The sequence below is a fragment of the Maribacter forsetii DSM 18668 genome, from assembly GCF_000744105.1.
Lineage (GTDB): Bacteria > Bacteroidota > Bacteroidia > Flavobacteriales > Flavobacteriaceae > Maribacter > Maribacter forsetii.
In genome coordinates this window covers 1872247-1897223 of the sequence record NZ_JQLH01000001.1, presented here as the reverse complement: position 1 = coordinate 1897223, position 24977 = coordinate 1872247, and the positions used below count along the sequence as shown (strand labels likewise).

Below are 24977 nucleotides of genomic sequence, written 5' to 3'. Positions count from 1 at the left end.
ATTTGACAATTTATGTTAATATTTTAACATTTGAATAAGAATTACCTTACTTTCTGTAATCTTTCTCTTAATCAAAAGTTAAATGGATTAACTTCTCAATAGTTAAGACACAGCATTATTTAAAAAGTCACTAAAAAGCAGAGAAAATATTATATATCTTTATTGATATGATTAAAATTGACAAAAAAGAAGATGGGTTTTATCAGTTTATCCTGAAGTCTGATAACGGTAACATTTTATTGAAGAGTGTATCGTTCAGTACTGAGAACGAAGTAGATAACACTTTAAATGACATAAAACATTTAAAGGATACTAATGGCAAATTGTTTGAACGCAGAACAAATACTGATGGTAAATTTTTAATTGAATTAAAAAATTCTAACGGAAAAATAATTGGCTCCAGCGGACTTTATTCCTCTGAAGCCGGTATGGAAAATGGCATCCTAAATATTTCTAACAGTATAGACTTAGCTATTAAATAGCTTTTAACTGCTTCAATAATTCGTAATGCATATCATCTGTATAATCTAAATGGGTAACCATTCTTAATTTACCTTGCCCCATGCCTATGATTAAAATATCCTTTTCCTTTAATTTACTTACAAACTGATCACTGGTCATAAAAGCTTCATCTATCTCAAAAATGACAATATTGGTCTCAATAGACTCTACTTTCTTAATAAATGATTTAGCAGCTAAAGCTTTCCCAATTTCCTTGGCTCTTTTATGATCTTCTGCCAAACGGTTTACATGATTATCCAAAGCATATATTGCTGCAGCCGCCAAAAAGCCCGACTGCCGCATACCACCACCAAAAATCTTTCGAATACGTAGCGCTTTATCCATATGCTCTTTAGTTCCAATCAACAAAGAACCTACCGGGCAACCCAAACCTTTGCTTAAACAAACACTAATAGTATCGAAAAGTTGACCGTATTGCAATGCAGTTTCATTCTTTTCTACCATGGCATTCCATAAACGGGCTCCGTCTAAGTGGTAACCTAACTTATGTCCATCACAGACTTTTCTGATTTTCTGTAATTCTTGAAAATCCCAACAAGTACCACCTCCTTTATTCGCAGTATTCTCTACACATACCAAAGTAGATAACGGACTATGATAAAAATCCGGAGGATTAATTGCAGCTTCTACCTGAGTAGCGGTCATTGTGCCCCTGTCACCATCTACCAACCTACAAGAGACTCCGCTATTAAAACTTACTCCCCCACCCTCATAATTAAAGATATGCGCATATTTATCACAAATCAATTGTTCACCAGGTTGGGTATGCAATTTTATAGCTGTCTGATTGGTCATGGTACCACTAGGGAAAAACAACGCAGATTCCATTCCAAAAAGTTTGGCCGCTTTTTCTTCCAAAGCATTTACCGTGGGATCCTCTTTGAATACATCGTCACCAACCGCTGCAGACATCATAGCATCTAACATGCCTGGCGTGGGCTTTGTTACCGTATCACTGATAAGATTAATTAACATAAAAACTGTAAAATTGAATTAATGAAAACAACTTGTTCCTATTGGTGATCCATCAGGAATCTTTGGTGAAGGTATCACTTTGAACAATTCTGGATGCTCACTAAATGTTTTTATTCTTTTCACCATTTCTGCACTAATTGCATTTGAACCTGAATCCTTATTAAATTGAGTACGCAACTCTTTTAATTTTTGAGATGCTATAGCATTTACCTGCGGATGCACATTCGTATGCCCTGCCAAGTTCATGACATGAAACAATACCCTAAAATTGATAATTGTCTGGGCTTCGTTCAGGTAAGCATCTTTCTTTTTCTTATTAATAGTTGATGCTATCAATTTATCTAACACCTCATCTAAACCAACATTGTCGGTATCTATAGCTTTTTGCTGAATAAGTCTTGATGCTTTCTCTGGATGCAATAAAAATTTCAATGTCATATCAGAAGCAGTTTCTACAGCCGACAATGCATCAAAAGAAACTCCTGTTTTACCATTAATAGACTCTCTTGTTCTAGGTGTTCCAAAAGATCTTGGTGGAAACAAACTAAGTTTATCTTTAGGTATTGCTATTTCTGCAGCATCCAAAGTCCTTAACACACTCTTTAATGCCTCTTGTTGCATAGACTTATCGGCAATGGCAACAACTTCTTGTCCGTCACCTTTCACTGCATAATTATATTCTAATCCACCTATAACTTTTGCCACACCTTCAGTTTGGTATCTATGAAAGAAATATAACGGAACAAAAACATCCTCTAAAACAGAATATGGCGTACCATCTTGGATATTATCTACAGAAAAATTATTGATAGCCACTTTACGCAACCTTAGCATATCATCTAACTCCTTACTAACATTTGTACCGTTATCCCATAGATGAGCTAACACATGAGCACTACCCTGCGGACGTGCATCTTGATCGGTAATGTAACGTAGTCCATCAGCTTTAGCTTTATCTAAAATCTTATTTAATTCATCTTTCTCGTTCTTTCCTTCATTGAAGCTCTGATAAGAATAGGCAACTGTTACTTTATCCCAATCTCCTATACCTACTTCGTAAGCTTTAGAAAAATCTACCTTACCATCAACTAAAGTAAATTGCGGATGAGGATAATCCATCACAGAAGCTTTACCCGTTGTACTTGCCGCATAATTATGTGCAAAACCTAAAGTATGCCCAATTTCATGAGCCGATAATTGACGAATACGAGCAATAGCCATTTCCAACATTGGCTGGTAATTATCATCTCTTTCAGCAAAAGGTTTATTCATTAATGCTTGAGCAATTAAAAAATCTTGACGTATTCTCAAGCTACCTAAACTTACATGTCCCTTCATAATTTCGCCAGTTCTTGGATCTGTAATGCTACTTCCATAACTCCAACCTCTTGTTGATCGGTGCACCCATTGTATTACATTATACCGTACATCTAATGGATCTGCATCATCTGGTAACATTTTTAATTGAAAGGCATCTTTATATCCAATTGCCTCAAAAGCCTGGTTCCACCAACGACCACCATCTAAAAGTGCGGAACGTACGGGTTCTGGCGTACCATTATCTAAATAATAAATAATTGGCTCAACCGCTTCACTAACTGCAGCAGTAGGGTCTTTTTTCTCTAAACGGTGTCTTCTTATAAATTGCTTTAAAATATTAGATTCAACAGGAGTTGCATAATCATAATAATTAAAAGGAGATGATCCTGACCTTGGATCAAAAACGCGCTTTTCATATTTATCATCTGGCAGCTCAATAAAAGAATGATGCTCTGCAACGGTAATTAAATCTGCATTTGGCGTTACGCTTTTAATATAACTTCCTTTTGCTTGTCCTTTAAAAGTCATGGTAACATCAAACTCTACATTCTTTGGAAATGCTTTGGTTCTATCTAAAGCAAATGCACTTTTAGATTTATCTAGGCTATACGAACCTTGTTCTGTTCTTTTTAGACGATTAGAAACACCGTGGGCATCTTGCATTAAAAAATCGGTAATATCAATAACATACGTACCACCCTTCTCTTCTATGATAGGAAAACCGAATAAAACTGATTTTGCAAAAGCCTGCTCAACAGATTTGCGCTCTAATTCATTATCGGTAATCGCCCTATATTTCATATTTGGCTGAACCAACAATAACTTGTTCCCAGCTTTCTTAAAAAATACTACTTGCTCATCTCCTAATTGACCTCGATCTAAACCAATGTCATTGCTACCAATCCCACTACTTAAAGAGTAGACATATAAAAACTCTTCATTTAAATTGTCAACCTCTAAAAAGATTTTATCAGTATCACCATCGTAATAAAAATCATAAAGCCCCTCGTACTTAGTAAAGTTCTTCTTTTGATCACTAAACTGTGCAGATAACATATTAACAGATAGTAATACCAGCCCAACCAGTAGTGCGTAATTCTTTCTCATTTTCAATTAGTTTTCTCTAAAAGTATAGAAAAACTTACGAATGAAAAACAAGAGCAGCCAACTAAATTATAAATACGGTAGTTGTTAAAAATGCTGTCGAATTATTACAGAATAAAGAAAAAATCTACCGATTATTACAAAAATGTCATTTGTTTATTGCTTTTTATCATGTACCTTTTAACAAAAGAATATATATGACCAACATTGAAAATCAAATTTTTTCTTCTTATCAAAGAAATCCAGATTTATATGATGAAATATATGATAAGAATGGAAAAATAAAGGAGGTATACCAAAAACTATTTAACCTTTATGGCGAACATTCTATTATTGATTATGTATCATTGAATAACAAAGCCAAGTCTTCTTTTTTCAATCAAGGAATTACTTTTCAAGTATATGGTGATAATAATGTACAAGAAAAAATTTTCCCCTTCGATTTATTCCCTCGAATAATTGACCCGGTCGACTGGGATATCATAGAACGTGGATCCATACAAAGAAGTAAAGCCTTAAACTTATTTCTTTGGGATATTTACCATGATAAAAAAATTCTTAAAGATAAAGTAGTACCTATAGAACTAATTACCTCTTCTGCCAATTACTTAGATCAAATGAATGGAGTAAATCCGCCCGGCGGAATTTACAATCACATTTCAGGTACAGACGTCATAAAACATAATGATGGTAAATATTACGTACTTGAAGACAACATTCGTTGTCCTTCAGGAGTAAGTTATGTTATATGTAACCGAACTGCATTGAAAAAAGCACTGTTTGGCGTGTTCAACCATTACCAAACCCATACCGTTACTAACTATGCCGAAAACTTATTAGAGCTATTAGAATCGGTTAAACCTAAAGGGGTTGACATACCAAATGTAGTTGTCATTACACCAGGCATGTACAATTCTGCATTTTACGAACATTCATACTTAGCAAAAACCATGGGTGTTGAATTGGTAGAGGGTCGTGACCTATTTGTAGAAAATGATTTTGTGTACATGAAAACTATAAAGGGACCAGAAAAGGTTGATGTGATCTATAGAAGAATAGATGATCAATTTATAGACCCCTTAGAATTTAATCCAGATTCCGTACTTGGCGTACCTGGTTTGTTCGCCGCTTATAAAAAAGGCAATGTTACGTTAGCAAATGCACCAGGCACCGGAGTAGCGGATGACAAAGCCGTATACACCTACATGCCAGAGATCATAAAATATTACTTGGACGAAGAACCTATATTAAACAATGTACACACCTACCACTGTAGTAGACCAGACGAATTAAAATATGTACTAGAACATATACATGAATTGGTTATTAAACCAGTGGATGAAGCTGGTGGTTACGGTATTTCTATAGGTAACAAACTCACCAAAGCAGAAATTGAAAAAGTAAAAGCCGAAATTAAGGCTAGCCCTAGAAAATATGTTGCCCAGCCTATATTGTCTTTATCTGTTCACCCAACATATATAGATGATTCAGAGTCTTTTGAACAACGACACGTAGATTTGAGAACGTTTACTGTACTTGGCAAGGATAAAGAATTTGTTTTAAAAGGCGGATTAACACGAGTAGCATTAAAAAAAGGAAATTTAATTGTAAACTCTTCGCAAGGAGGGGGATCAAAGGATACCTGGGTATTAAAAAAATAAAGAAACTATATGTTAGCAAGAGTTGCCAATAATCTATTTTGGATGGGGCGTTATATTGAACGTTCTGAACACGTAGCAAGATATTTAAATGTAAATTATTTCTCTTCACTAGATGCACCAAATCTAAAATCTCAAGACCGCCAGTTTGTATTGCGTTCTATGTTATTTATGGTCGGTGATCCTGAAAAAGACCCTAATAAATTTCTGAAGGAAGAAGATGTATTATATAAAATAGGGCTTGATCCAAATTACAGCTCATCTATAATAAACAACATAAAATTTGCAAGAGAAAATGCCAATAGTGCTCGTGATTTAATTTCAACAGAGCTGTATGAAGCAATTAATAAATTTTACCATTTTGTAATCAACTACCCTAAAGAAGTATTTGTAAAAAACGGACTTCATGAATTTACTACTCATGTGGCTGAAATGACAGATATTCTAAGAGGGAAAATACGTGGTACGCTATTACATGATGCAACCTATGCAATCATTTCCATGGGTATAAACATAGAGCGAGCCACTCAAATTACTAGAATGATCAATGCAAAGTATAATGATGCATTATTATCTCAAGATGGTGAAAATGAAAGATTCAGAAAAAGTTTTGAATGGACAACATTATTAAAATGTGCAGAGTCTTATGATATGATGCGTAGGTTCTACAAAAAGACCCCAACAAGTATCTCTACATTAGAATTTTTAATCCTAAACCCTAACTGCCCTAGATCTGTAATGAACTCTTTAAATCAGGTTAACCAACATGTAAAAATGCTTAACCCAGAAAAGAGATACAATAAAGATTCTACTGTCTTTTTAATTGGTAGAGTAAGATCAGAATATGAGTTCAAATATATTGAAGAAATAGATGAAGACATTAAATCTTTTATAGAAGATATTCTAAAAAGTCTAGTTGACATAAGCGACAAGGTAGACGAGGAATTTTTTAACTATTAGACCATTAAAATAAGGTATATTTGCTCTTATGCCGAGAGAATTTGAGATTACCTATAATGCGGAAAATGTTTATGATGATTGGGTGTATGATGCACATTGGCAATTTTTAATAATTCCCGTTGAAAATGAAAGTCAGTACGAGGTCGAAATCGAGTTTGAAAACTCTTTATTTGCCTATACTGAAGAATCTATTAACGGCTTTGGTTTTAAAACCCTTCGCATACACCCAAAGAAGAAATTCAAAAAGATTTCTTTTGAGGCAAAGTTTAAGTTCAAAAAAAAAGAAGTTGACCCTTATAATTTCTATATAGAACCTGATATTTCTATTGCATATAATGAGTTGCAAGATTTTAATTTTAAAATAACCCATGAGCGTTTTCTAAAATTAACCTCTTTTACAATTTTAGAAAGTTTACAAGAACAGTTGTTTAAATTCAACAATTCTCTCTCTATTTTTGATAATCTTGAAGCCCTAAATCATTGGATTTATAAGTACATTAAGTTTACCACTGGCGTAACAGAAGTAGGTACCCCACTTAAAGATGTCATTGCTAAGAAAAAAGGAGTTTGTCAAGATTTTGCCCACCTATTTTGTGCATTATCCAGAACCAATGGTGTACCCACCAGATATGTTTCTGGATACCTTGATCAAGAAAGCGGTTTTGTTGGTGATTCCCAAATGCATGCTTGGGTAGAATCATTTATTCCTGGAATTGGCTGGAAAGGATTTGACCCCACAAATAATATTTTGGCAAACACCAACCATATAAAAGTATCTCACGGAAAAGACTACAATGATTGTGCACCGTTAAAAGGCATAATTCATACAGTAGGGCAAAATAAAACCTCCCACTCGGTAACTGTTCAAAGCCAACAATAAGTATTCTCAAGATATCTCTAATCATTATTTAAAAGAGTATTATTTTTACCCAAAATATAATTATATGAACGTAAGTACAGACCACTACAAAGGTCTTATAGATCGCCTTGGTGCGTTAAGGAGGTATCTTTGACATTGATGCCAAATTAATTGAAATAGAAAACGAGCAAGAAAAAACCTTGGCACCTGATTTTTGGGATAATCCTCAAGAAGCGCAGGCACATATGAAGTTTATCCAGTCTAAAAAACAATGGGTAGATGATTATAATGCAGCAGAAGTTCTAATTGCTGATCTAGAAGTGCTCATTGAATTCCAGCAAGAAGGAGAAGTTACCGAAGCTGAAGTTGAAAGCCAATACGAAAAGGCTTTGAATACTTTAGAGAAGATGGAATTTAAGAACATGCTTTCTGAAGAAGGTGATGAATTACCGGCTGTACTTCAAATTACTGCAGGAGCTGGTGGTACCGAAAGCTGCGATTGGGCGGCAATGCTTATGCGTATGTATATGATGTGGGCAGAAAAAAACGGTTATAAAATCAAAGAGCTCAACTATCAAGAAGGTGATGTAGCCGGAATAAAAACCGTTACATTAGAAATTGATGGAGAGTATGCCTTTGGTTGGTTAAAAGGTGAAAACGGTGTACATAGATTGGTACGTATTTCTCCGTTTGATAGTAATGCCAAGAGACATACGTCATTTGCATCTGTATATGTGTATCCTTTAGTGGATGATAGCATAGAGGTAGATGTCAATCCGGCTGATATAACAATTACCACAGCAAGGTCTAGTGGTGCTGGTGGACAAAATGTAAACAAGGTAGAAACCAAAGTTCAATTGACCCACCACCCTACCGGAATTCAAATTTCATGTTCAGACAGTAGAAGTCAACATGACAATAGAGCCACGGCTATGAAAATGCTAAAGTCTCAATTGTACGAGATAGAGCTACGTAAAAAGATGGAGGCACGTCAAGAAATTGAATCCTCTAAGATGAAGATTGAATGGGGTTCTCAAATCAGAAATTATGTTATGCATCCTTACAAATTGGTAAAAGATGTAAGAACAGGTCAAGAAACAGGAAACGTTGACAATGTAATGGATGGGGACATAGACCAATTTCTTAAAGCCTATCTAATGATGATGGGACAAAAGGATGAAGAATAAAATAGATATCCCTACTTGTTTTTAAATCAAGTAGGGATATCAACATTTAAAGTGAATACAAATTATGATTAAAATATATCACAATTCTAGATGTAGTAAATCTAGAGAAGGGCTTAAAGTACTTGAAAATTCTGGCAAGAAATTTGAAGTAGTAAAGTATTTAGAAGACATACCAACAAAAGATGAGTTAAGAAATGTAATTAGCTGTTTGGGCATTAAGCCCATTAATCTAGTGCGTAAGTCAGAAGCAATCTGGAAAGAAAAATTCAAGCATTTACCATTAAATGATGAAGAAGTATTAGAAGCGATGATCACATACCCTAAATTAATTGAAAGACCAATTGTTATAAATGGCAACAGTGCGGTCATTGGTAGACCTGCTTCTAACATAGATCAATTATTAAAATAGAATTCGCTATAATTGATTGGTTTATTATCTTAACAAACAATTAACCATTTTCAGTTAAACCATAGTATAACTTTATAATCTAAACACATGAAAAAAGTAATAAAATGTAGCAATCTAAAGGTGTTAGCATTGCTATTAATTCTATTAGGAAGTTCTGAAATTTACGCACAGTACGGTTATGGCAATAACGGTTATGGATCACGTGGCGGTTACGGTTATGGTAATCAAAGAAGTTCTATACCACAGGCACAAACACCTGCTGAGCCACCAAAACCTAAAACTGCTGAAGAATTGGTAGATGGTGAAATGCCAAGAATTACAGAAGCCCTTGCACTTAATGAATTTGAACAGGCAGTATTAAGTTCTGTTTTAAAGAAATATGTACAAGAACGTATAGAAGCTCAGATATTAAAGCTACCGCCAGAAAAAATGGCTGAAGTATATGAGAATATTACTAAAAGGCAAGACGAAGAATTAAAAGCAGGTTTGCCATTAGAGAAGTATGAAGCTTTTGTTGCACTACAAAAAGATGGTGTTTCAAAAACTTTGAAGAAAAATAAAAAGAAGAAAAAAGAAAAACGAAAGAAATCAAAATCCGACTAAATGAAACAACTTTTCCCTTTACTCCTACTCCTATTACTATCAAGCAATTATATACATAGTCAAAGACCGGGAGGAGACCGGGAAAGAGGTCCAATTGTCATTAGCGGAAAGGTTCTAGACAAAGATGATAACCTTCCCTTAGAATATGCTACACTAGTACTACAAAGTGTAAACAACCCAGATCAAATTACAGGTGGTATAACAGATATAGACGGAAATTTCAAAGTAGAAACCACTCCTGGCAAATACAATATCTCCATTGAATACATTTCATACAAAACATACAAACTACCCAATCAAACTCTGACAAAATCTACAGATTTAGGCACCATTAAACTTGCTTTAGACGTTGCTCAATTAGAGGCCGTAGAAGTAGTTGGCGAAAAAACTACGGTAGAAGTTAGGCTAGACAAAAAGATTTACAATATTGGTAAAGATTTAACCAATAGTGGTGCAACCATTACAGATGCCTTAAACAATGTACCGTCTGTTGATGTAGATGTTGAAGGTGCTATAAGTCTAAGAGGTAATGAGAATGTTAGAATCTTAATCAACGGAAAACCATCTGCATTAGCAGGTTTTGGCTCTACCGATGCCCTTACGCAACTTCCCGCAGATGCTATTGAAAAAGTTGAGGTTATTACCAGTCCGTCTGCAAGATATGATGCTGAAGGTACCGCCGGTATCTTGAACATTGTACTTAAAAAAGAAAAGACATTAGGTTTCAATGGCTCAGTAAATACAACTATAGGTTACCCTGTTAATAGTGGTATTTCTGTAAATGCAAATTTACGTACAGATAAGTTCAACTTATTCAATACCACAGGTTATAACTACAGAGACGCACCAGGAAATGCATTTTATGACAACACCTATTCTTCTGGCACCTATGATAGAATTATTGAAGACAGAGAATACAATAGATTAAGAAAAGGATTCAACACAAATTTAGGTTTAGAATATTTCTTGACCGAGTCATCTTCTATAACCGGTAGTGTTTTCTATAGAACTTCTAAAAGTGAAGATGAAACCGCCAATACAAACCAAAGGTTTATAAGCAATGCATTAGATAGTGAAACATTTAGAAGTGAAGATGAAAGCGAAGATGACAATAACTATCAATTTTCTTTGAATTATGTGAACGATTTAGATGATGATGGTCAAAAGCTAACCGTAGACTTACAATATTCTAAAGGAGAAGAAGAAAAATTCAACATCATTCAAGAAAATAATACATTACCAAATGATGATTTAATTGTTTTAGAAAATGTTTATGAGGAAGAAACCGATAACGAATACTTAGTACAAGCAGATTATGTACTACCAATGGGTGACGCTCAATTTGAAGTTGGCTACAGAGGAACTTTTGAAGAAACAGGCACTGACTATCGCTTAGATTCCTTAAACCAAGCAACAGGTTTAATTGATATTAATGAAGATCTTACCAACCTATTTACTTATACCGAAAATGTAAACGCATTATACACGCAGTATGGTAACAAATTTGGAAAGTTTTCTTTCTTATTGGGATTAAGATTAGAAAATACCCAATTGAAAGGTGAGCTATCTTCTTTATATGACAGTAGTGAACTAGAAGAACAATTAGGCGTTGATGTAGAAGCTAATTTTGATAATAATTATCTAGGCTTATTCCCAACAGTAAATTTCATTTACGAGTTAGCTGAAAATGAAAACATCTCTTTGGGATATAATAGAAGAATAAATAGACCTAGAGGAAGGTTTGTAAATCCTTTTCCATCAAGATCAAGTAGGACAAATATTTTTCAAGGTAATCCAAACTTAAACCCGGCATTTTCAAATGCTTTTGATTTAGGTTACTTAAAAAGGTGGGATAAAATAACTTTAACTTCCTCTGTATACTACCAAAGAGAAACGGATTCTTTTGAGCGTGTTCAGGAAGAAACAGGTCAAACCACTACAGATGGTATTGAAATTATTAGATCTATTCCAATCAACCTATCTACAAATGACAGAATAGGTGTTGAAGCAGGTGTATTATATAGCGCAGCAAAATGGTTACGTTTAAATTCTAGCTTTAATTTTTTCCAGTTTTCTACTGAGGGAGATTTCAATGGTGTAGATTATGGCACAACAAATACAAGTTGGTTTGCTAGATTTAGCTCAAAGGTTTCACTACCAGCTAAAGTAGACTGGCAAACTAATGCATTCTATAGAGGACCGTCGTCTACGGCACAAACTGAAAACGGAGGTATATTCTCATTGAACTTAGCCTTTAGTAAAGATATTTTGAACGATAATGGAACACTTTCACTTAATGTAAGCGACTTATTAAACTCTAGAAAAAGAACATCTTTTACAGAAACGGAGTTCTTCACTTCAGACAGTGAATTTCAATGGAGACAGCGCCAAATAACTATGGGCTTTGTATATCGTTTCAATCAACCAAAGGAGCGTAATAAGGGCAACAGAGGAGGAAACAACGATGATGACGGTGATGAAATAGAAGGATAAAATTAGAAAACAAGACATAAAAAAAGGAGCCAATAGGCTCCTTTTTTATTACACTTTATCTATGCTTCTCTTGCGGCTTTTTTCTTGTCGCGTCTTTCTTTTAATAACTCCATAATGTTACCACCTAACCAGTAAGGGACAACAAATAATAACAAAAACATCATTAGCCAAAAACCTATAGTTAATATGGTTAAAAAAGCTAAAAATCCTAAATATTGGTCAAAATCAAACATATCTTCTTACTTATATATTACAAAGATACCATAAACGAATTATTTTTTGCAAACGTTCTGCAAAATTAATTTTACTTTTCACAACAAAGTTGTCACAATAAAAATAAATGTAAACCTTATTTTTGAGGCTATATTAATAAATTAACTTAAGATTCATATAAATTATAAGATTATGGAGTTCAGAATCGAAAAAGATACCATGGGTAATGTTAAGGTTCCCAAAGACAAATATTGGGGAGCGCAAACAGAACGCTCTAGAAATAATTTCAAAATTGGTCCTTCGGCGTCAATGCCTTTAGACATTGTTTACGGGTTTGCATATTTAAAAAAATCTGCTGCTTATGCTAATTGCGAACTTGGCGTATTAGCATCAGAGAAAAGAGATTTGATAGCACAGGTTTGCGATGAAATTTTAGAAGGAAAGCATGATGATCAATTTCCATTGGTAATATGGCAAACAGGTTCTGGTACACAAAGTAACATGAACGTAAATGAAGTGGTTGCAAATAGGGCTCATGAAATTGCCGGTAATGTTATTGGTGAAGGCGAAAAAACAATTCAACCAAATGATGATGTAAACAAATCGCAATCATCAAATGACACCTTCCCTACCGGTATGCACATTGCTGCTTATAAAAAGATAGTTGAAGTTACCATACCTGGTGTTACACAATTAAGAGATACACTTCAGAAAAAATCTGTCGAATTCAAGAACGTAGTTAAGATAGGTCGTACGCATTTAATGGATGCTACTCCCCTAACCTTAGGTCAAGAGTTTTCAGGATATGTTTCTCAATTAGACCATGGTTTAAAAGCACTGAACAATACACTTGCCCATTTAAGTGAACTTGCCTTAGGAGGAACTGCTGTAGGTACAGGTTTAAATACTCCTGAAGGATACGATGTTTTGGTTGCCAAATACATTGCAGATTTTACAGGTTTACCTTTTATTACTGCTGAAAATAAATTTGAAGCTCTTGCTGCACATGATGCCATTGTTGAAAGTCACGGCGCATTAAAGCAATTAGCTGTTTCATTAAATAAAATAGCTAATGATATTAGAATGATGGCTTCAGGTCCTCGTTCAGGTATTGGTGAAATCATTATTCCTGCAAATGAGCCAGGTAGTTCTATTATGCCCGGAAAAGTTAATCCTACGCAATGTGAGGCGTTAACTATGGTTTGTGCACAAGTTATGGGTAATGATGTTGCTGTTAGCGTTGGTGGCACGCAAGGTCATTATGAATTAAATGTTTTCAAACCAATGATGGCTGCTAATATTTTACAATCAGCACAATTAATCGGTGATGCCTGTGTAAGTTTTGAAGAGCATTGTGCTGCTGGTATAGAACCAAATCATGGTGTAATTAAAGAGTTATTGAATAACTCCCTAATGTTGGTTACTGCCTTAAATACCAAAATTGGATATTACAAAGCTGCTGAAATTGCAAATACTGCACACAAAAACGGCACAACATTAAAAGAAGAAGCTGTAAATCTAGGTTATGTTTCTGCTGAAGATTATGATGAATGGGTAAAACCTGAAAATATGGTTGGTAGTTTAAAAGACTAATAACAACTTTCAGGAATAAAAAAAGGCGACCAATTGGTCGCCTTTTCTATTATATGTTTATAAAACTATTACTTCAACATGAATTTAGAAGTACCCAATAATTTTAATTGATCGTCATATACGTTTACCATGTAATTCCCATCTTTAAAATCACCAGAAGGCTTACTGATATAATCACATACATCTAAAGATTTGTTCTCGTAGTAGAAACCAGTTTGCTTACTATAAGTAATAGAAGCTCCATTATCATTAGTCATAGAGTTGCTACCACCAAGTACATTACCTTGAGGATCTAAAACCTCTAAGAAAAATTCTCTGTCACCAGCTTGTGCAATCACGTTGTCAGCTACAGTAAAACAAATTTTGAATTTATCAGTTGCTTTAGCTCTTTGTGTAGAAACCAATTTACCACTGTTACGTTCTTTTACGGCATCAACATTGAATTTAGATAGGTTCAACGCAGAACCTTTTTCAACTACTTGAGCCAAGTTTGTGTTTTGTACTACTAAAGAATCATTAAATACAGTTTGCTTCTCCAATTCAACGTACGTACTGTCACGTTGCATAGCAATAGCAGTATTAGAACGTGTCAAAGAATCTACTTGCTTCAATAATTGCTCTCTTTCAGCTTTAAGAACACCAACTTGTCTTCTATATCTAGATAAAGATCCAATATCAGCTTTCATAGTTTTTACAGAGTCAATATATTTTGCAATATTATCTCTTGCGCTTACCAACTCCTCATTAGTGGCGTTGCTTTCTAAAATAGCCTTATCATATTCAGATTTTAAGCTATTTAAATCTTCAACTACCAATTCTTTTTCTTTGGTAAGTACTACTTCAGTCTTCTTTTTGTCTTGGTAAAGACTAACTGTGTAAATGATAGTACCTAAAAGCACAACACCTAAAAGAGCGGTCAAAACCTTTAAGCCATTGTTGTTTTTTGTTTCAGTCATAATGTTTAATTTAATAAAGTGTCTGTTTGTTCAGTTTATATACGTGGTAATTCAAATTTTAGATTTTTTAATGTTAAATTAATTTATAAACCTTGGCAGTGACTATATAATATGACATACCTTAGTTAACAAGTTAAAAAAACACCTTAAAATCATGCTTAGCATTGTGCCTTACGAGCCTAAATATACTCAAAACTTTAGAGATTTGAATATTGCCTGGATTACTGAATATTTCAAGGTCGAAGAAAAAGACAGGGAGTTATTGGAACATAGTCAATCTACAATTATTGATAAGGGCGGATATACCTTTATAGGATTATGGAACAATGAACCCGTAGGATGCTTTGCATTGATTAAAAAGAAGTCCAATCGTTTTGAATTGGGCAAGATGGCAGTTGACAAAAACCATCAAGGTTTAAAAATCGGACAAAAAATGCTAGCCTATGCCATAGAATTTTCAAAGACTAAAAAATGGGAAACTCTAGAATTGTACTCCAGTACTAAATTAGACACCGCGCTGCATATATATAAGAAATTCGGTTTTAAAAATGTGCATTTGGAAAATAATTTAGAGTACCTTCGATCAGATATTAAAATGGAATTAACACTTTTAACGTAACCAAATGAAAATAAATAAATTGCTTCTTTTACTAATATTGGGATTTTTGACATTTGCATGTAAAGATGCCAAAAAATCGGAGAGCGATGTGGATACTACAAACGAAATTGAAGAAAGTAAATCGGTTACCGAAATAATCAACGAGCGCAAATCAGCAGACATTAAAATCACTCCCATAGAACATGCAACGGCAGTCTTAGAATGGAGCGATGTTGTCATTTATATTGATCCAGTAGGCGGAGCTGTTACTTTTGAAGGTCAAAAGAACCCTACCTTAATATTGATTACCGATATACACGGTGATCATTTAAACGTAGAAACCTTAAATGCCCTAGACACTTCTAACGCCACTTTTGTAGTACCACAAGCGGTTGCAGATAAATTACCTAAAGAATATTCAGATCAATTGGAAATTATGGCAAACGGCACCACCAAAGAACTTAACGACATTACCATAGAAGCCATACCCATGTACAACTTAAGAAAAGAGGCTTTAAAATTTCATGAAAAAGGACGCGGTAACGGTTATGTTCTTAATATTAATGGTCAGCGTATTTATTTCTCTGGAGATACCGAAGATATTCCTGAAATGCGTTCTTTAAAAAATATAGACAAAGCTTTTGTATGTATGAACCTACCATATACTATGACAGAGGAAAGTGCTGCTGCTGCCGTTTTAGACTTTAAACCTAAACAAGTATATCCTTATCATTACAGAGGCAAGCCAGATGTTAGTGATGTTGCAAAATTTAAGCAATTAGTAGATGCAGGCAACCAAGATATCGAAGTAATACAATTAGATTGGTACCCTAATGAAGAATACTAATTTAAGCGGTTAGCTGTTAGCTGTTAGCTGTTAGCTGTTAGCTGTTAGCTGTTAGCTGTTAGCTGTTAGCTGTTAGCTGTTAGCTGTTAGCTGAAATAAAAAAGCCCGCAATTGCGGGCTTTTTTATTTTAATTCTTTATTATCTAATCAGTTTCTTGTATTTGATTCGCTTTGGCATAAGATCTCCGCCTAATCTCTTCTTCTTATTTTCTTCGTAATCAGAGAAAGAACCTTCAAAGAAATATACTTGAGAATCACCTTCAAAAGCCAAGATGTGTGTACAAATACGATCTAAAAACCATCTATCGTGCGAAATTACTACTGCACAACCTGCAAAGTTTTCTAAACCTTCCTCCAAGGCACGTAGTGTGTTTACATCTAAATCATTGGTAGGTTCATCTAAAAGAAGAACGTTTCCTTCTTCTTTTAAGGTCATTGCCAAGTGCAAACGGTTACGTTCACCACCAGATAACATATTTACTTTTTTATTCTGCTCACTACCTGAGAAATTGAATCTACTTAAGTAAGCACGAGAATTCACTTGCTTACCTCCCATCATCACCAATTCTTGCTCATCACTGAAATTCTGCCAAATGGTTTTTTCAGGATCAATATTAGAATGACTTTGATCAACATATGCTATTTTAGCAGTTTCACCAGTTTCAAACTCCCCTTTATCAGGAGTTTCTTCACCCATGATCATCCTAAATATTGTAGTTTTACCGGCACCGTTTGGTCCAATTATACCTACAATACCAGCTTGCGGTAATTTAAAGTTCAAATCCTCATATAGCAACTTATCGTCATAAGCCTTACTTACTCCTTTTGCTTCAATTACATTGGTACCCAAACGCGGTCCGTTAGGAATATAGATTTCCAATTTTTCGTCAAGTTGTTTTTGATCTTGACTCATTAACTTATCGTAGTTCTTAAGACGTGCTTTTTGTTTTGTCTGTCTACCTTTTGCACCTTGGCGTACCCAATCAAGCTCTCGTTCAAGGGTTTTTTGTCTTTTTGAAGCCGTTTTACTTTCTTGAGCCATACGCTTAGACTTTTGATCTAACCAAGATGAATAATTCCCTTTCCAAGGAATACCCTCACCTCTATCCAACTCTAAAATCCAACCGGCAACATTATCCAAGAAATACCTATCGTGCGTTACGGCAATTACCGTTCCTTTATAAGACGCCAAATGATGCTCTAACCAGTGTACAGATTCCGCATCCAAGTGGTTGGTAGGTTCATCTAACAATAATATCTCTGGTTCTTGAAGCAGTAATCTACATAAAGCCACCCTTCTTCTTTCTCCACCGGACAATACAGCAATTTTCTTATCTGAATCTGGAGTACGTAAAGCATCCATTGCAATTTCTAACTTGGTATCCAGTTCCCAAGCATTAGCAGCATCAATCTTATCTTGCAGTGCAGCTTGTTGATCCATCAACTTCTGCATTTTGTCTGCATCTTCATATACTTCAGGAAGACCGAACATATCGTTTATTTTATTGTATTCATCAAGGATTGCTACAGTTTCTGCAACTCCTTCTTTTACAATCTCTAAAACGGTTTTATTTTCATCCAATTCAGGTTCTTGCTCCAAGTACCCAACTTTATAACCAGGGGAAAAAACAACATCACCTTGAAAATTCTTATCTACTCCCGCAATAATTTTTAGTAAAGTAGATTTACCAGAACCGTTTAAACCTAAGATACCTATTTTGGCACCATAGAAGAAACTTAGGTAAATGTTCTTTAAAACTGGGGTATTAGCATTCTTATAGGTTTTCGTAACTCCTGACATGGAGAAGATTACCTTCTTATCGTCTGACATAAATTATAGTGTTTATTGAAAAATTATAAGCTAGTAGAAAAAATTCTCTACCGGTTTAAAATGTATGTTATACTCTACCCTTAAGTGCGTTGAACACCCAGGCAATAGCAAAAAAACCAATTCCGACGGATGCAAAACCCCAACCAGCAACTTGATCATAGCGAAAAGCTCCTAAAGCAATAAGAGCAAGACCTACAAAAATCATAATAAAAGTAGCCCAAGTGAGCACAGTATTCTTGTTCATTTTCGAGTCTATTAAAATTTAAGCGAACATCAAATATCGTAAATTTTAAGGTATTTGTCCACTATTACCTCCGCTATTATTCAAACGGAAAGACAATTCCCGTCATTTTACGAACGGAATCCATAATACCAATTAAATCTAGACTATTTTGGTGACTCCATAAGTCACTTTCCTTTTTTCCAGAATTTAGACAATCATGTACTTCCTCAATTTCATGCACATACCCTTTACCCCTCTTTCCTACTTCATTAGAAATCGTTTCCCCATCTTTTTCTAAAGTGTAGCCAGTAGACTCATGCCATCTAGGGTGAATAAAAATAGAGCCTTTGCTACCGGCAATTTCAGACTTCTTTTCTGAATTTGAATTGAGTCCGCTATACAAGATAGCTTGTGCATTGTCATAATTAAAAATCATACTACACTGCATTTCAACACCTGTTTTATAGAAATTCGCCGTTGCCTTTATATCCTTTGGCATTCCCAACATCACATATGCTAAAAATATAGGATAGATTCCAATATCCAGTAAAGAACCACCTGCCAAATCAGGGCTTAACAATCTCCCTTTTTCATCACGATCCAAAGCATAAAAAGCAAAATCTGAATGTAAATATCCAATGTCGCCAATAGTTCCATTATCTACCAATTCTTTTACTTTAACAATCGTAGGATTAAACCTAGACCATAAAGCCTCCATCAAAAAAACATTATTCTCCTTAGCTACAGCAACCATTTTTTCTACCTCCGCTTTGTTTACACCCATTGGTTTTTCGCATAAAACGGCATTACCCGCTTTCATTGCTTCAATACTTAAATCTGCATGCGAGGTATGTGGGGTTGCCAAATAAATAATATCTACTGTATTACTTTTAAACAACTCTTCATAACTACCAAAAGCATTGGGCGCACCATATTCGTCGGCAAAATCTTGAGCTTTCTCTAAGCTCCTAGATGCTACCGAAACCAATTTACCACCATCTACCAATGCCAAATCTTTTGAAAAACTATGTGCAATGTTACCTGCCCCTACTATACCCCACTTTATCATACTTTTTGATTTTTGTTGCATGAACACCAAAATTAACTCCTTATCTTTATCCTAAGAAAAAGAAATTATACAGAATGGATTTAAAATTCAATCAAAACGAAGATAGGAATAAGTTGTTATTATCAGACCTTAGACGAAAGCTAAACGAGGTTTATTTAGGCGGAGGAAAAACAAAAATAGCCAAGCAGCATGATCAAGGCAAAATGACAGCCAGAGAACGTATTGATTACCTTTTAGATCCAAAATCAGAACAAATAGAAGTCGGGGCCTTTGTAGGTGACGGCATGTATGAGGAACATGGAGGTTGCCCTTCTGGCGGAGTTGTTATTAAAATTGGTTATGTTCAGGGAAAGCAATGTATTGTTGTAGCCAATGATGCAACAGTAAAAGCCGGAGCATGGTTTCCTATTACCGCAAAAAAGAATCTAAGAGCACAAGAAATAGCAATTGAGAACAAGCTTCCAATCATTTACCTAGTAGATAGCGCGGGAGTATACTTGCCATTGCAGGATGAAATCTTCCCTGATAAAGAACACTTTGGGCGTATTTTTAGAAATAATGCGATTATGAGCAGTATGGGTATTACCCAAATATCTGCAGTTATGGGCAGTTGTGTTGCCGGTGGTGCTTATTTGCCTATTATGAGCGATGAGGCTTTAATCGTAGATAAAACCGCAAGTATATTTTTGGCAGGTAGCTATTTGGTAAAAGCGGCTATTGGAGAAAGTATCGATAATGAAACGTTAGGTGGAGCAACCACTCATTGTGAAATTAGCGGAGTAACGGATTATAAAGCGAAAGATGATGCTGCCGCATTAGACACCATTAAGAATATAATGGATAAAATTGGTGATTTCCCTAAAGCGGGATACAACCGTAAGAAAAGTGTAAAGCCAAAAGAGAATCCGGATGATATATACGGAATTCTACCGAGCTCTAGGGCTGAGCAATACGATATGATGGAAATCATAAAGCGATTGGTCGACGATTCAGAATTTGAAGAATATAAAGCCGGATATGGACAAACTATTTTAACCGGATATGCACGTATAGACGGATGGGCAGTTGGTATTGTTGCCAATCAAAGAAAAGTAGTAAAAACCAAAAAAGGTGAAATGCAATTTGGCGGAGTAATCTATTCTGACTCTGCAGATAAATCTACCCGATTTATAGCAAACTGTAACCAAAAGAAAATTCCGTTGGTCTTTTTGCAAGACGTAACCGGATTTATGGTCGGTAGCAAAAGTGAGCATGGCGGTATTATTAAAGATGGCGCTAAAATGGTTAATGCGGTAAGTAACTCCGTCGTACCAAAATTCACCATCGTCATAGGAAATAGCTACGGCGCAGGAAATTATGCCATGTGCGGTAAAGCTTATGACCCAAGATTAATTGTCGCTTGGCCAAGCGCAGAATTAGCCGTAATGAGCGGAAACTCGGCAGCAAAAGTATTATTACAAATTGAAAAAGCTTCTTTGAAAAAGAAAGGTGAAACTATTACAGAAGAAAAAGAAACCGAGCTATTTGATAAAATCAAGAAGCGTTACGACAATCAAGTTTCTCCATACTATGCAGCGTCAAGATTATGGACCGATGCCATCATAGATCCAAAGGACACCCGTAAATGGATCTCAATGGGTATAGAAGCCGCTGATCATGCACCTATTGAGAAACCTTTTAATATGGGGGTGTTGCAGGTTTAATTTTTACTTACTCTTATAGAGTTCTTTAATTACATTGAAACCAAAAAGCTGTTGATTCGTACCATTAACATCTAATCTAAAGACTTTAGTTTCTTTAGTTTGACGAACTGAATTATAATTTCTATAAATAGTTGCTTTTAGGTAAGTGGGGGTTAATTGCTTGTTCCCAAAATATGTTGCATTTACTTGCCATTTACCTAAAAGTGATTCATCTACGTCAAAATCTTTAATTGAAAAACCAAGTTTTTTTTCTTCCCTGATTCTATCAGGTATATTTTCTAATGTGTGATTCCAATTGAAATATTGATTATTAGGGTTCACGAATTGAAGATTGAATTCAGCTTCACTATCATTCCACTCAAATACTAATCTCGTATTTGAAATTTCACTTTCTATACCCTGTGCATTTAAAAGACTATTTGACAAAATCAGATTTTCTGTTTCTTTTCTAATCAAAGTCTCAAATTCATCAGTCTTACTATTAAAATACCCTTCTTCTATCAAATATTCATGCCTTGCTAATAATGAAATAGATGCTTCAGGATTGTCTAAATTTCGATAACTTCTAGAAATATCTAAATAACTCTGAGTATAGTCAGGTCTAAGAATAAATATTTTCTCGTAAAGATTATGGGCTTTTTCAAATCTATTCTGAGACTCATAATAATATGCCAAAGCTTTTAACCAAACCGAATTGTTTTTAAATCTGGTAAAACAAGACTTAATTACAGCATCAGCTGCCTTCTTCCCGAATTTTTCATAAAACAAGTTATAACTATCAATATAAAAATGTGGACTTGAAGAAAATAGCACTGAATAACCTTCATAAATATTCAAAGCTTCTTTTAAACTAATTGAAGAATTAATTGACTTCATGTAAGTAGGAAGATTTTCTACCTTATCTATATCACTAAGAATTCTTTCATTTACATAGTTATTTCTTAAACGAGCTTGATCATATCTTTTTAAACTGTTTTCCTCTCTAAGTCCATGTACACCATTTTTAGTATTAATGATTACTACACCTCCACTCGCTATAGCTCCAAATCGCCAAACTGCTTGAACACCTGGTATAATTGCAACTCTTTGAATTAAAGAAACATCTAGCCAAACCGGAGGGTCAATAAAAATATTACCGTCAACTTCAAACAGCGCAGGAGACACATTCCCTACCGACCCCATACCTCTTAAAAACAAAGTTCTAACGGATACTCCATTATTATCTAAATACGTCATTACTCGAATTCCTGAACGTCTACTAGCAATAGAATTTAACACCTCTGCTCCTGGAATAAATTCCGAACCATCAATAACTTTTAAATGATAAGCAGTGTTTGCAGGACTGATATAACCAAAAGAAGTATTCACGATTGTAACATCAGTAAAATAGTTCATGGCAAGCCTTTTTTGCTTACTAACTTTCTCTGTTAGAACTACCTCATCTAATTCCTCAACCTTAGGTTGCATTTTTAAATTTAAAATTGTTGTAACATCTTCAATAAGAATTGAAATTGTATCCATACCGACATAAGTAAACCTTAACTCATCTTTCGGTTTGGCATTAATTACATAATATCCATTCTTATCCGTGAAGGAGACAGCTTGAGAAGATAGGTTTTGAATATTTACATCAGATAAAGAAATACCATCTGTACTTATTCGTCCTTGTATTTGCTGTTGTCCATAGAGGTTGACAAAAAGTAAAAGAAAACCAATAACAACAAATATTCTCATAATCAAACTCTTAGACAATACTTTAAAGATAATAAATCGAACCAAGGAAACAGAGAAGTTCTTATACAAAAGGCTTATAAACCAATACCCACAATACACTTAAAAACGTATTGTGGGTATTTAAATATCTAAATATTTATAAGTTTTACTAATAATCTGAAAAATTAAAAAGCTCGGGGCAGCCCGCAGGCATTTAAATCTCGTTTTCGAGTTTAATTAGCAACAATACTAACAGCATTAGAAACTGAAAATAATTGCTGATTTACATTACGAAGACCGAGTTTAAAAACCTTCGTTTCTTTTCGTTGCGATGCACTACCGTAGTTATAATACACAGTGGCTTTCAAATAGGTTGGAGTCAAGCTTTTATTACCTAAATACGTAGCATTAACCAACCAATTACCACGAAGGGTATCATCTATTAAATATTCTTCACTAGAGAAACCTGAGCGCTTTTCAATTTGAATACGTTCAGCATCTGCTACTAGAGAATGTTCACTTTTGTAATATCTTTTTTCAGGATTTACAAATTGCAATTCAAATTCAGCCTCACTATCGCTCCATTCAAAAACCAAACGAGTCCCCTTAAAATCATCATCTAGTTTAATTTCATTCACCTTATCAGTTGAAACCAAATCGGCACCTTTTAAAGAAATCAAATTATTTAAATCGCGATCCATAATAGTTTTTACTTCCTCTTCCTTTTCCAATAATTCTTCTTCTAATAAATAATCGTATCGTAAATACATAGCTGCCGCTTTTTGATTCATACCAAGCTCCCTATAACTATTGGCTAAATCTAAATAAGATTGGGCATAATCCGCTCTAAGTGTATATACAGCTTCATATAATTTATTTGCCTCCTTAAACTTTCCTTCTGCTTGATATATGTATGCCAAAGATTTCAATGCTAAAGGGTTTCCACTTAGAACTCTATCATTCTCTTGAAGAATCATTTCTGCAAATTCTTGATTTTTCCATCTATTAGAAAAGTAATCATAAGCATCTAAAACATAGTAATAAGAACTACTGTATTTTTTGATTTGATTTGCGTAAATCATCTTTGCCTCTTCTTCGGTATTCGCATTTAAAAGTACATTCATATACGAAGGTTTATCTTCCTTAAAATCAACCGAGTTTAATGCTGAATTATCATATTTATTATTTTTAACTTTTGCATAATCAATAGGTTTACCATCTACCGTTCTAGAATATGCACTAGCTTTAGTATTAATCACAATAACGCCACCAGCTCCTATAGACCCATATCTTGTAGTCATAGCTAGATTATTTAAAACAGCCAATCGTTGAATAGCGGCGGGTGCTATCCAAGTAGGAGTTTGAGTCAATACCTGTCCGTCAACATCATAAACCGCAGGAGGCGCTTGACTTACAGAATTTAAACCTCTGATATAAATAAGACCTCCATATACACAATCGCCAACGACATTAACTCCTGGGAACTCATTTTTCATTAAATCAAGAATACAAATACCAACATCATTGATTTGATTTTCTTGTAAAAACCTAATTTTGCCTGGTGCAGTCTCGCTATCTAGAATACCATATGCCGTTTTTATAAGATTTGGGTTATAACTATACTCTTGTTGTAGCTCATTCTGTGATTTTCTATTACTCCCTTTTACGGTAACTTCATTCAACTTCTCTATTTTTTGACTCATTTCTATATTCAAGGTACGAGTAACATCTTCTACCATAATCTGCACATCATTGAGACCTGAGTATTTGTATAACAATACATCTCTAGGTTCAGTCGTTATTTGGTAAAATCCGTTTGAGTCTGTTCTAGTTGCTATTTCAGAATCTATAATAGAAATCTGAACATTTGCCAAAGGAGAATCCATTTGGGTAACCTTACCCTTAATTGTTTTGCTTTGTGCTTGCACATTGAAAACAAAAGCTATTAGCCCAAAGAGAAATAGAATTTTTTTCATAGTATATAGTATTGAAGATAAGTCCATTATATGACATCAAAAATCAATCCATGATTAAAATTGAAAGAAAACAACACACTAATCGTGATAAATTTAACATTTTATAGATAATTAAGGTTATTTACAACATATCATATCTAACCAAACCGACTAATCTATTGTTTT

Annotated in this window: 21 protein-coding genes; 12 read left to right on the top strand and 9 right to left on the bottom strand. The window is 34.5% G+C overall.

Features of this window, described 5'->3' with window-relative positions:
• Positions 1-167 precede the first annotated feature (167 nt).
• A complete protein-coding gene (locus tag P177_RS07930; RefSeq protein WP_036153695.1) occupies positions 168-482 on the top strand; it encodes a YegP family protein in 315 nt (104 codons plus the stop codon).
• Here the strand turns inward: P177_RS07930 and P177_RS07925 are convergent.
• Entirely contained in the window at positions 475-1497 is a 1023-nt protein-coding gene (locus tag P177_RS07925) for a threonine aldolase family protein (RefSeq protein ID WP_036153692.1), read from the bottom strand. The two genes, P177_RS07930 and P177_RS07925, sit on opposite strands and share 8 nt — an antisense overlap.
• A gap of 18 nt (positions 1498-1515) precedes the next feature.
• The gene (locus P177_RS07920) at positions 1516-3924 is read right to left on the bottom strand and encodes a zinc-dependent metalloprotease (protein WP_036153689.1); all 2409 of its coding nucleotides are present in this window, start codon (positions 3922-3924) and stop codon (positions 1516-1518) included.
• 194 nt (positions 3925-4118) lie between these two features.
• Between P177_RS07920 and P177_RS07915 the strand changes: the two genes are divergently transcribed.
• The 7 genes from P177_RS07915 (at position 4119) to P177_RS07885 (ending at position 12090) form a co-directional block, all read left to right on the top strand.
• Positions 4119-5582 (top strand): circularly permuted type 2 ATP-grasp protein, encoded by a 1464-nt coding sequence (locus P177_RS07915; RefSeq protein ID WP_036153687.1) that lies wholly within the window; start codon positions 4119-4121, stop codon positions 5580-5582.
• A gap of 9 nt (positions 5583-5591) precedes the next feature.
• Positions 5592-6539, top strand: coding sequence for an alpha-E domain-containing protein (locus tag P177_RS07910; protein ID WP_036153684.1), 948 nt, complete (start codon positions 5592-5594; stop codon positions 6537-6539).
• Positions 6540-6567: 28 nt separating this feature from the next.
• Positions 6568-7419, top strand: coding sequence for a transglutaminase-like domain-containing protein (locus P177_RS07905; RefSeq protein WP_036153682.1), 852 nt, complete (start codon positions 6568-6570; stop codon positions 7417-7419).
• Between the two features lie 64 nt (positions 7420-7483).
• Positions 7484-8585, top strand: a protein-coding gene (gene prfB / locus P177_RS07900) for a peptide chain release factor 2 (RefSeq protein WP_157486491.1) whose coding sequence is annotated in 2 segments (ribosomal slippage) — positions 7484-7549 and positions 7551-8585 — 1101 coding nt in all. Because the reading frame shifts where the segments join, the coding sequence is not laid out codon by codon here.
• 64 nt (positions 8586-8649) lie between these two features.
• Positions 8650-8994 carry an arsenate reductase (glutaredoxin) gene (arsC, locus tag P177_RS07895; protein ID WP_036153680.1) on the top strand — a complete coding sequence of 115 codons (345 nt, stop codon included), beginning with the start codon at positions 8650-8652 and terminating at the stop codon, positions 8992-8994.
• Between the two features lie 87 nt (positions 8995-9081).
• A complete protein-coding gene (locus P177_RS07890) occupies positions 9082-9597 on the top strand; it encodes a hypothetical protein (protein ID WP_051941757.1) in 516 nt (171 codons plus the stop codon).
• Positions 9598-12090 (top strand): TonB-dependent receptor domain-containing protein, encoded by a 2493-nt coding sequence (locus tag P177_RS07885; RefSeq protein WP_036153678.1) that lies wholly within the window; start codon positions 9598-9600, stop codon positions 12088-12090.
• Positions 12091-12149: 59 nt separating this feature from the next.
• Here P177_RS07885 and P177_RS20195 read toward each other — a convergent pair whose 3' ends face one another.
• On the bottom strand, positions 12150-12323 hold the full coding sequence (locus P177_RS20195) for a hypothetical protein (protein WP_167333102.1): 174 nt from the start codon (positions 12321-12323) through the stop codon (positions 12150-12152).
• 172 nt (positions 12324-12495) lie between these two features.
• Between P177_RS20195 and fumC the strand changes: the two genes are divergently transcribed.
• The gene (gene fumC / locus P177_RS07880) at positions 12496-13896 is read left to right on the top strand and encodes a class II fumarate hydratase (protein ID WP_036153676.1); all 1401 of its coding nucleotides are present in this window, start codon (positions 12496-12498) and stop codon (positions 13894-13896) included.
• 68 nt (positions 13897-13964) lie between these two features.
• Here the strand turns inward: fumC and P177_RS07875 are convergent, their stop codons facing one another.
• Positions 13965-14852 (bottom strand): hypothetical protein, encoded by an 888-nt coding sequence (locus P177_RS07875; protein WP_036153674.1) that lies wholly within the window; start codon positions 14850-14852, stop codon positions 13965-13967.
• A gap of 154 nt (positions 14853-15006) precedes the next feature.
• Between P177_RS07875 and P177_RS07870 the strand changes: the two genes are divergently transcribed.
• Together P177_RS07870 and P177_RS07865 are read left to right on the top strand one after the other, a co-directional pair.
• Positions 15007-15471 carry a GNAT family N-acetyltransferase gene (locus P177_RS07870; protein WP_036153671.1) on the top strand — a complete coding sequence of 155 codons (465 nt, stop codon included), beginning with the start codon at positions 15007-15009 and terminating at the stop codon, positions 15469-15471.
• Positions 15472-15475: 4 nt separating this feature from the next.
• Positions 15476-16297, top strand: coding sequence for an MBL fold metallo-hydrolase (locus P177_RS07865; RefSeq protein ID WP_036153669.1), 822 nt, complete (start codon positions 15476-15478; stop codon positions 16295-16297).
• A gap of 139 nt (positions 16298-16436) precedes the next feature.
• Here P177_RS07865 and ettA read toward each other — a convergent pair whose 3' ends face one another.
• The 3 genes from ettA to P177_RS07855 form a co-directional block, all read right to left on the bottom strand.
• Complete coding sequence (gene ettA / locus P177_RS07860) at positions 16437-18128, bottom strand: energy-dependent translational throttle protein EttA (protein WP_036153667.1); 1692 nt, start codon at positions 18126-18128, stop codon at positions 16437-16439.
• Positions 18129-18195: 67 nt separating this feature from the next.
• Positions 18196-18372 (bottom strand): CAL67264 family membrane protein, encoded by a 177-nt coding sequence (locus P177_RS20190; RefSeq protein WP_167333101.1) that lies wholly within the window; start codon positions 18370-18372, stop codon positions 18196-18198.
• A gap of 76 nt (positions 18373-18448) precedes the next feature.
• Positions 18449-19420 (bottom strand): Gfo/Idh/MocA family protein, encoded by a 972-nt coding sequence (locus P177_RS07855; protein WP_036158013.1) that lies wholly within the window; start codon positions 19418-19420, stop codon positions 18449-18451.
• Between the two features lie 74 nt (positions 19421-19494).
• On the opposite strand from P177_RS07855, the gene P177_RS07850 reads away from it, so the two are divergent.
• A complete protein-coding gene (locus P177_RS07850) occupies positions 19495-21123 on the top strand; it encodes an acyl-CoA carboxylase subunit beta (protein WP_036153665.1) in 1629 nt (542 codons plus the stop codon).
• 3 nt (positions 21124-21126) lie between these two features.
• Here the strand turns inward: P177_RS07850 and P177_RS07845 are convergent, their stop codons facing one another.
• Both P177_RS07845 and P177_RS07840 read right to left on the bottom strand, forming a co-directional pair.
• Positions 21127-22857, bottom strand: coding sequence for a carboxypeptidase-like regulatory domain-containing protein (locus P177_RS07845; RefSeq protein ID WP_036153663.1), 1731 nt, complete (start codon positions 22855-22857; stop codon positions 21127-21129).
• A gap of 212 nt (positions 22858-23069) precedes the next feature.
• Positions 23070-24812: a carboxypeptidase-like regulatory domain-containing protein gene (locus P177_RS07840; RefSeq protein ID WP_167333100.1), complete on the bottom strand. Its 1743-nt coding sequence runs from the start codon at positions 24810-24812 to the stop codon at positions 23070-23072.
• Between the last annotated feature and the right edge of the window lie 165 nt (positions 24813-24977).

Bases quoted from the DNA above. Each gene is read 5' to 3' on its own strand.
- P177_RS07930 (WP_036153695.1), top strand. From the start codon at position 168: ATGATTAAAATTGACAAAAAAGAAGATGGGTTTTATCAGTTTATCCTG.
- P177_RS07925 (WP_036153692.1), bottom strand. From the start codon at position 1,497: ATGTTAATTAATCTTATCAGTGATACGGTAACAAAGCCCACGCCAGGC.
- P177_RS07920 (WP_036153689.1), bottom strand. From the start codon at position 3,924: ATGAGAAAGAATTACGCACTACTGGTTGGGCTGGTATTACTATCTGTT.
- P177_RS07915 (WP_036153687.1), top strand. From the start codon at position 4,119: ATGACCAACATTGAAAATCAAATTTTTTCTTCTTATCAAAGAAATCCA.
- P177_RS07910 (WP_036153684.1), top strand. From the start codon at position 5,592: ATGTTAGCAAGAGTTGCCAATAATCTATTTTGGATGGGGCGTTATATT.
- P177_RS07905 (WP_036153682.1), top strand. From the start codon at position 6,568: ATGCCGAGAGAATTTGAGATTACCTATAATGCGGAAAATGTTTATGAT.
- arsC (WP_036153680.1), top strand. From the start codon at position 8,650: ATGATTAAAATATATCACAATTCTAGATGTAGTAAATCTAGAGAAGGG.
- P177_RS07890 (WP_051941757.1), top strand. From the start codon at position 9,082: ATGAAAAAAGTAATAAAATGTAGCAATCTAAAGGTGTTAGCATTGCTA.
- P177_RS07885 (WP_036153678.1), top strand. From the start codon at position 9,598: ATGAAACAACTTTTCCCTTTACTCCTACTCCTATTACTATCAAGCAAT.
- P177_RS20195 (WP_167333102.1), bottom strand. From the start codon at position 12,323: ATGTTTGATTTTGACCAATATTTAGGATTTTTAGCTTTTTTAACCATA.
- fumC (WP_036153676.1), top strand. From the start codon at position 12,496: ATGGAGTTCAGAATCGAAAAAGATACCATGGGTAATGTTAAGGTTCCC.
- P177_RS07875 (WP_036153674.1), bottom strand. From the start codon at position 14,852: ATGACTGAAACAAAAAACAACAATGGCTTAAAGGTTTTGACCGCTCTT.
- P177_RS07870 (WP_036153671.1), top strand. From the start codon at position 15,007: ATGCTTAGCATTGTGCCTTACGAGCCTAAATATACTCAAAACTTTAGA.
- P177_RS07865 (WP_036153669.1), top strand. From the start codon at position 15,476: ATGAAAATAAATAAATTGCTTCTTTTACTAATATTGGGATTTTTGACA.
- ettA (WP_036153667.1), bottom strand. From the start codon at position 18,128: ATGTCAGACGATAAGAAGGTAATCTTCTCCATGTCAGGAGTTACGAAA.
- P177_RS20190 (WP_167333101.1), bottom strand. From the start codon at position 18,372: ATGAACAAGAATACTGTGCTCACTTGGGCTACTTTTATTATGATTTTT.
- P177_RS07855 (WP_036158013.1), bottom strand. From the start codon at position 19,420: ATGATAAAGTGGGGTATAGTAGGGGCAGGTAACATTGCACATAGTTTT.
- P177_RS07850 (WP_036153665.1), top strand. From the start codon at position 19,495: ATGGATTTAAAATTCAATCAAAACGAAGATAGGAATAAGTTGTTATTA.
- P177_RS07845 (WP_036153663.1), bottom strand. From the start codon at position 22,857: ATGAGAATATTTGTTGTTATTGGTTTTCTTTTACTTTTTGTCAACCTC.
- P177_RS07840 (WP_167333100.1), bottom strand. From the start codon at position 24,812: ATGAAAAAAATTCTATTTCTCTTTGGGCTAATAGCTTTTGTTTTCAAT.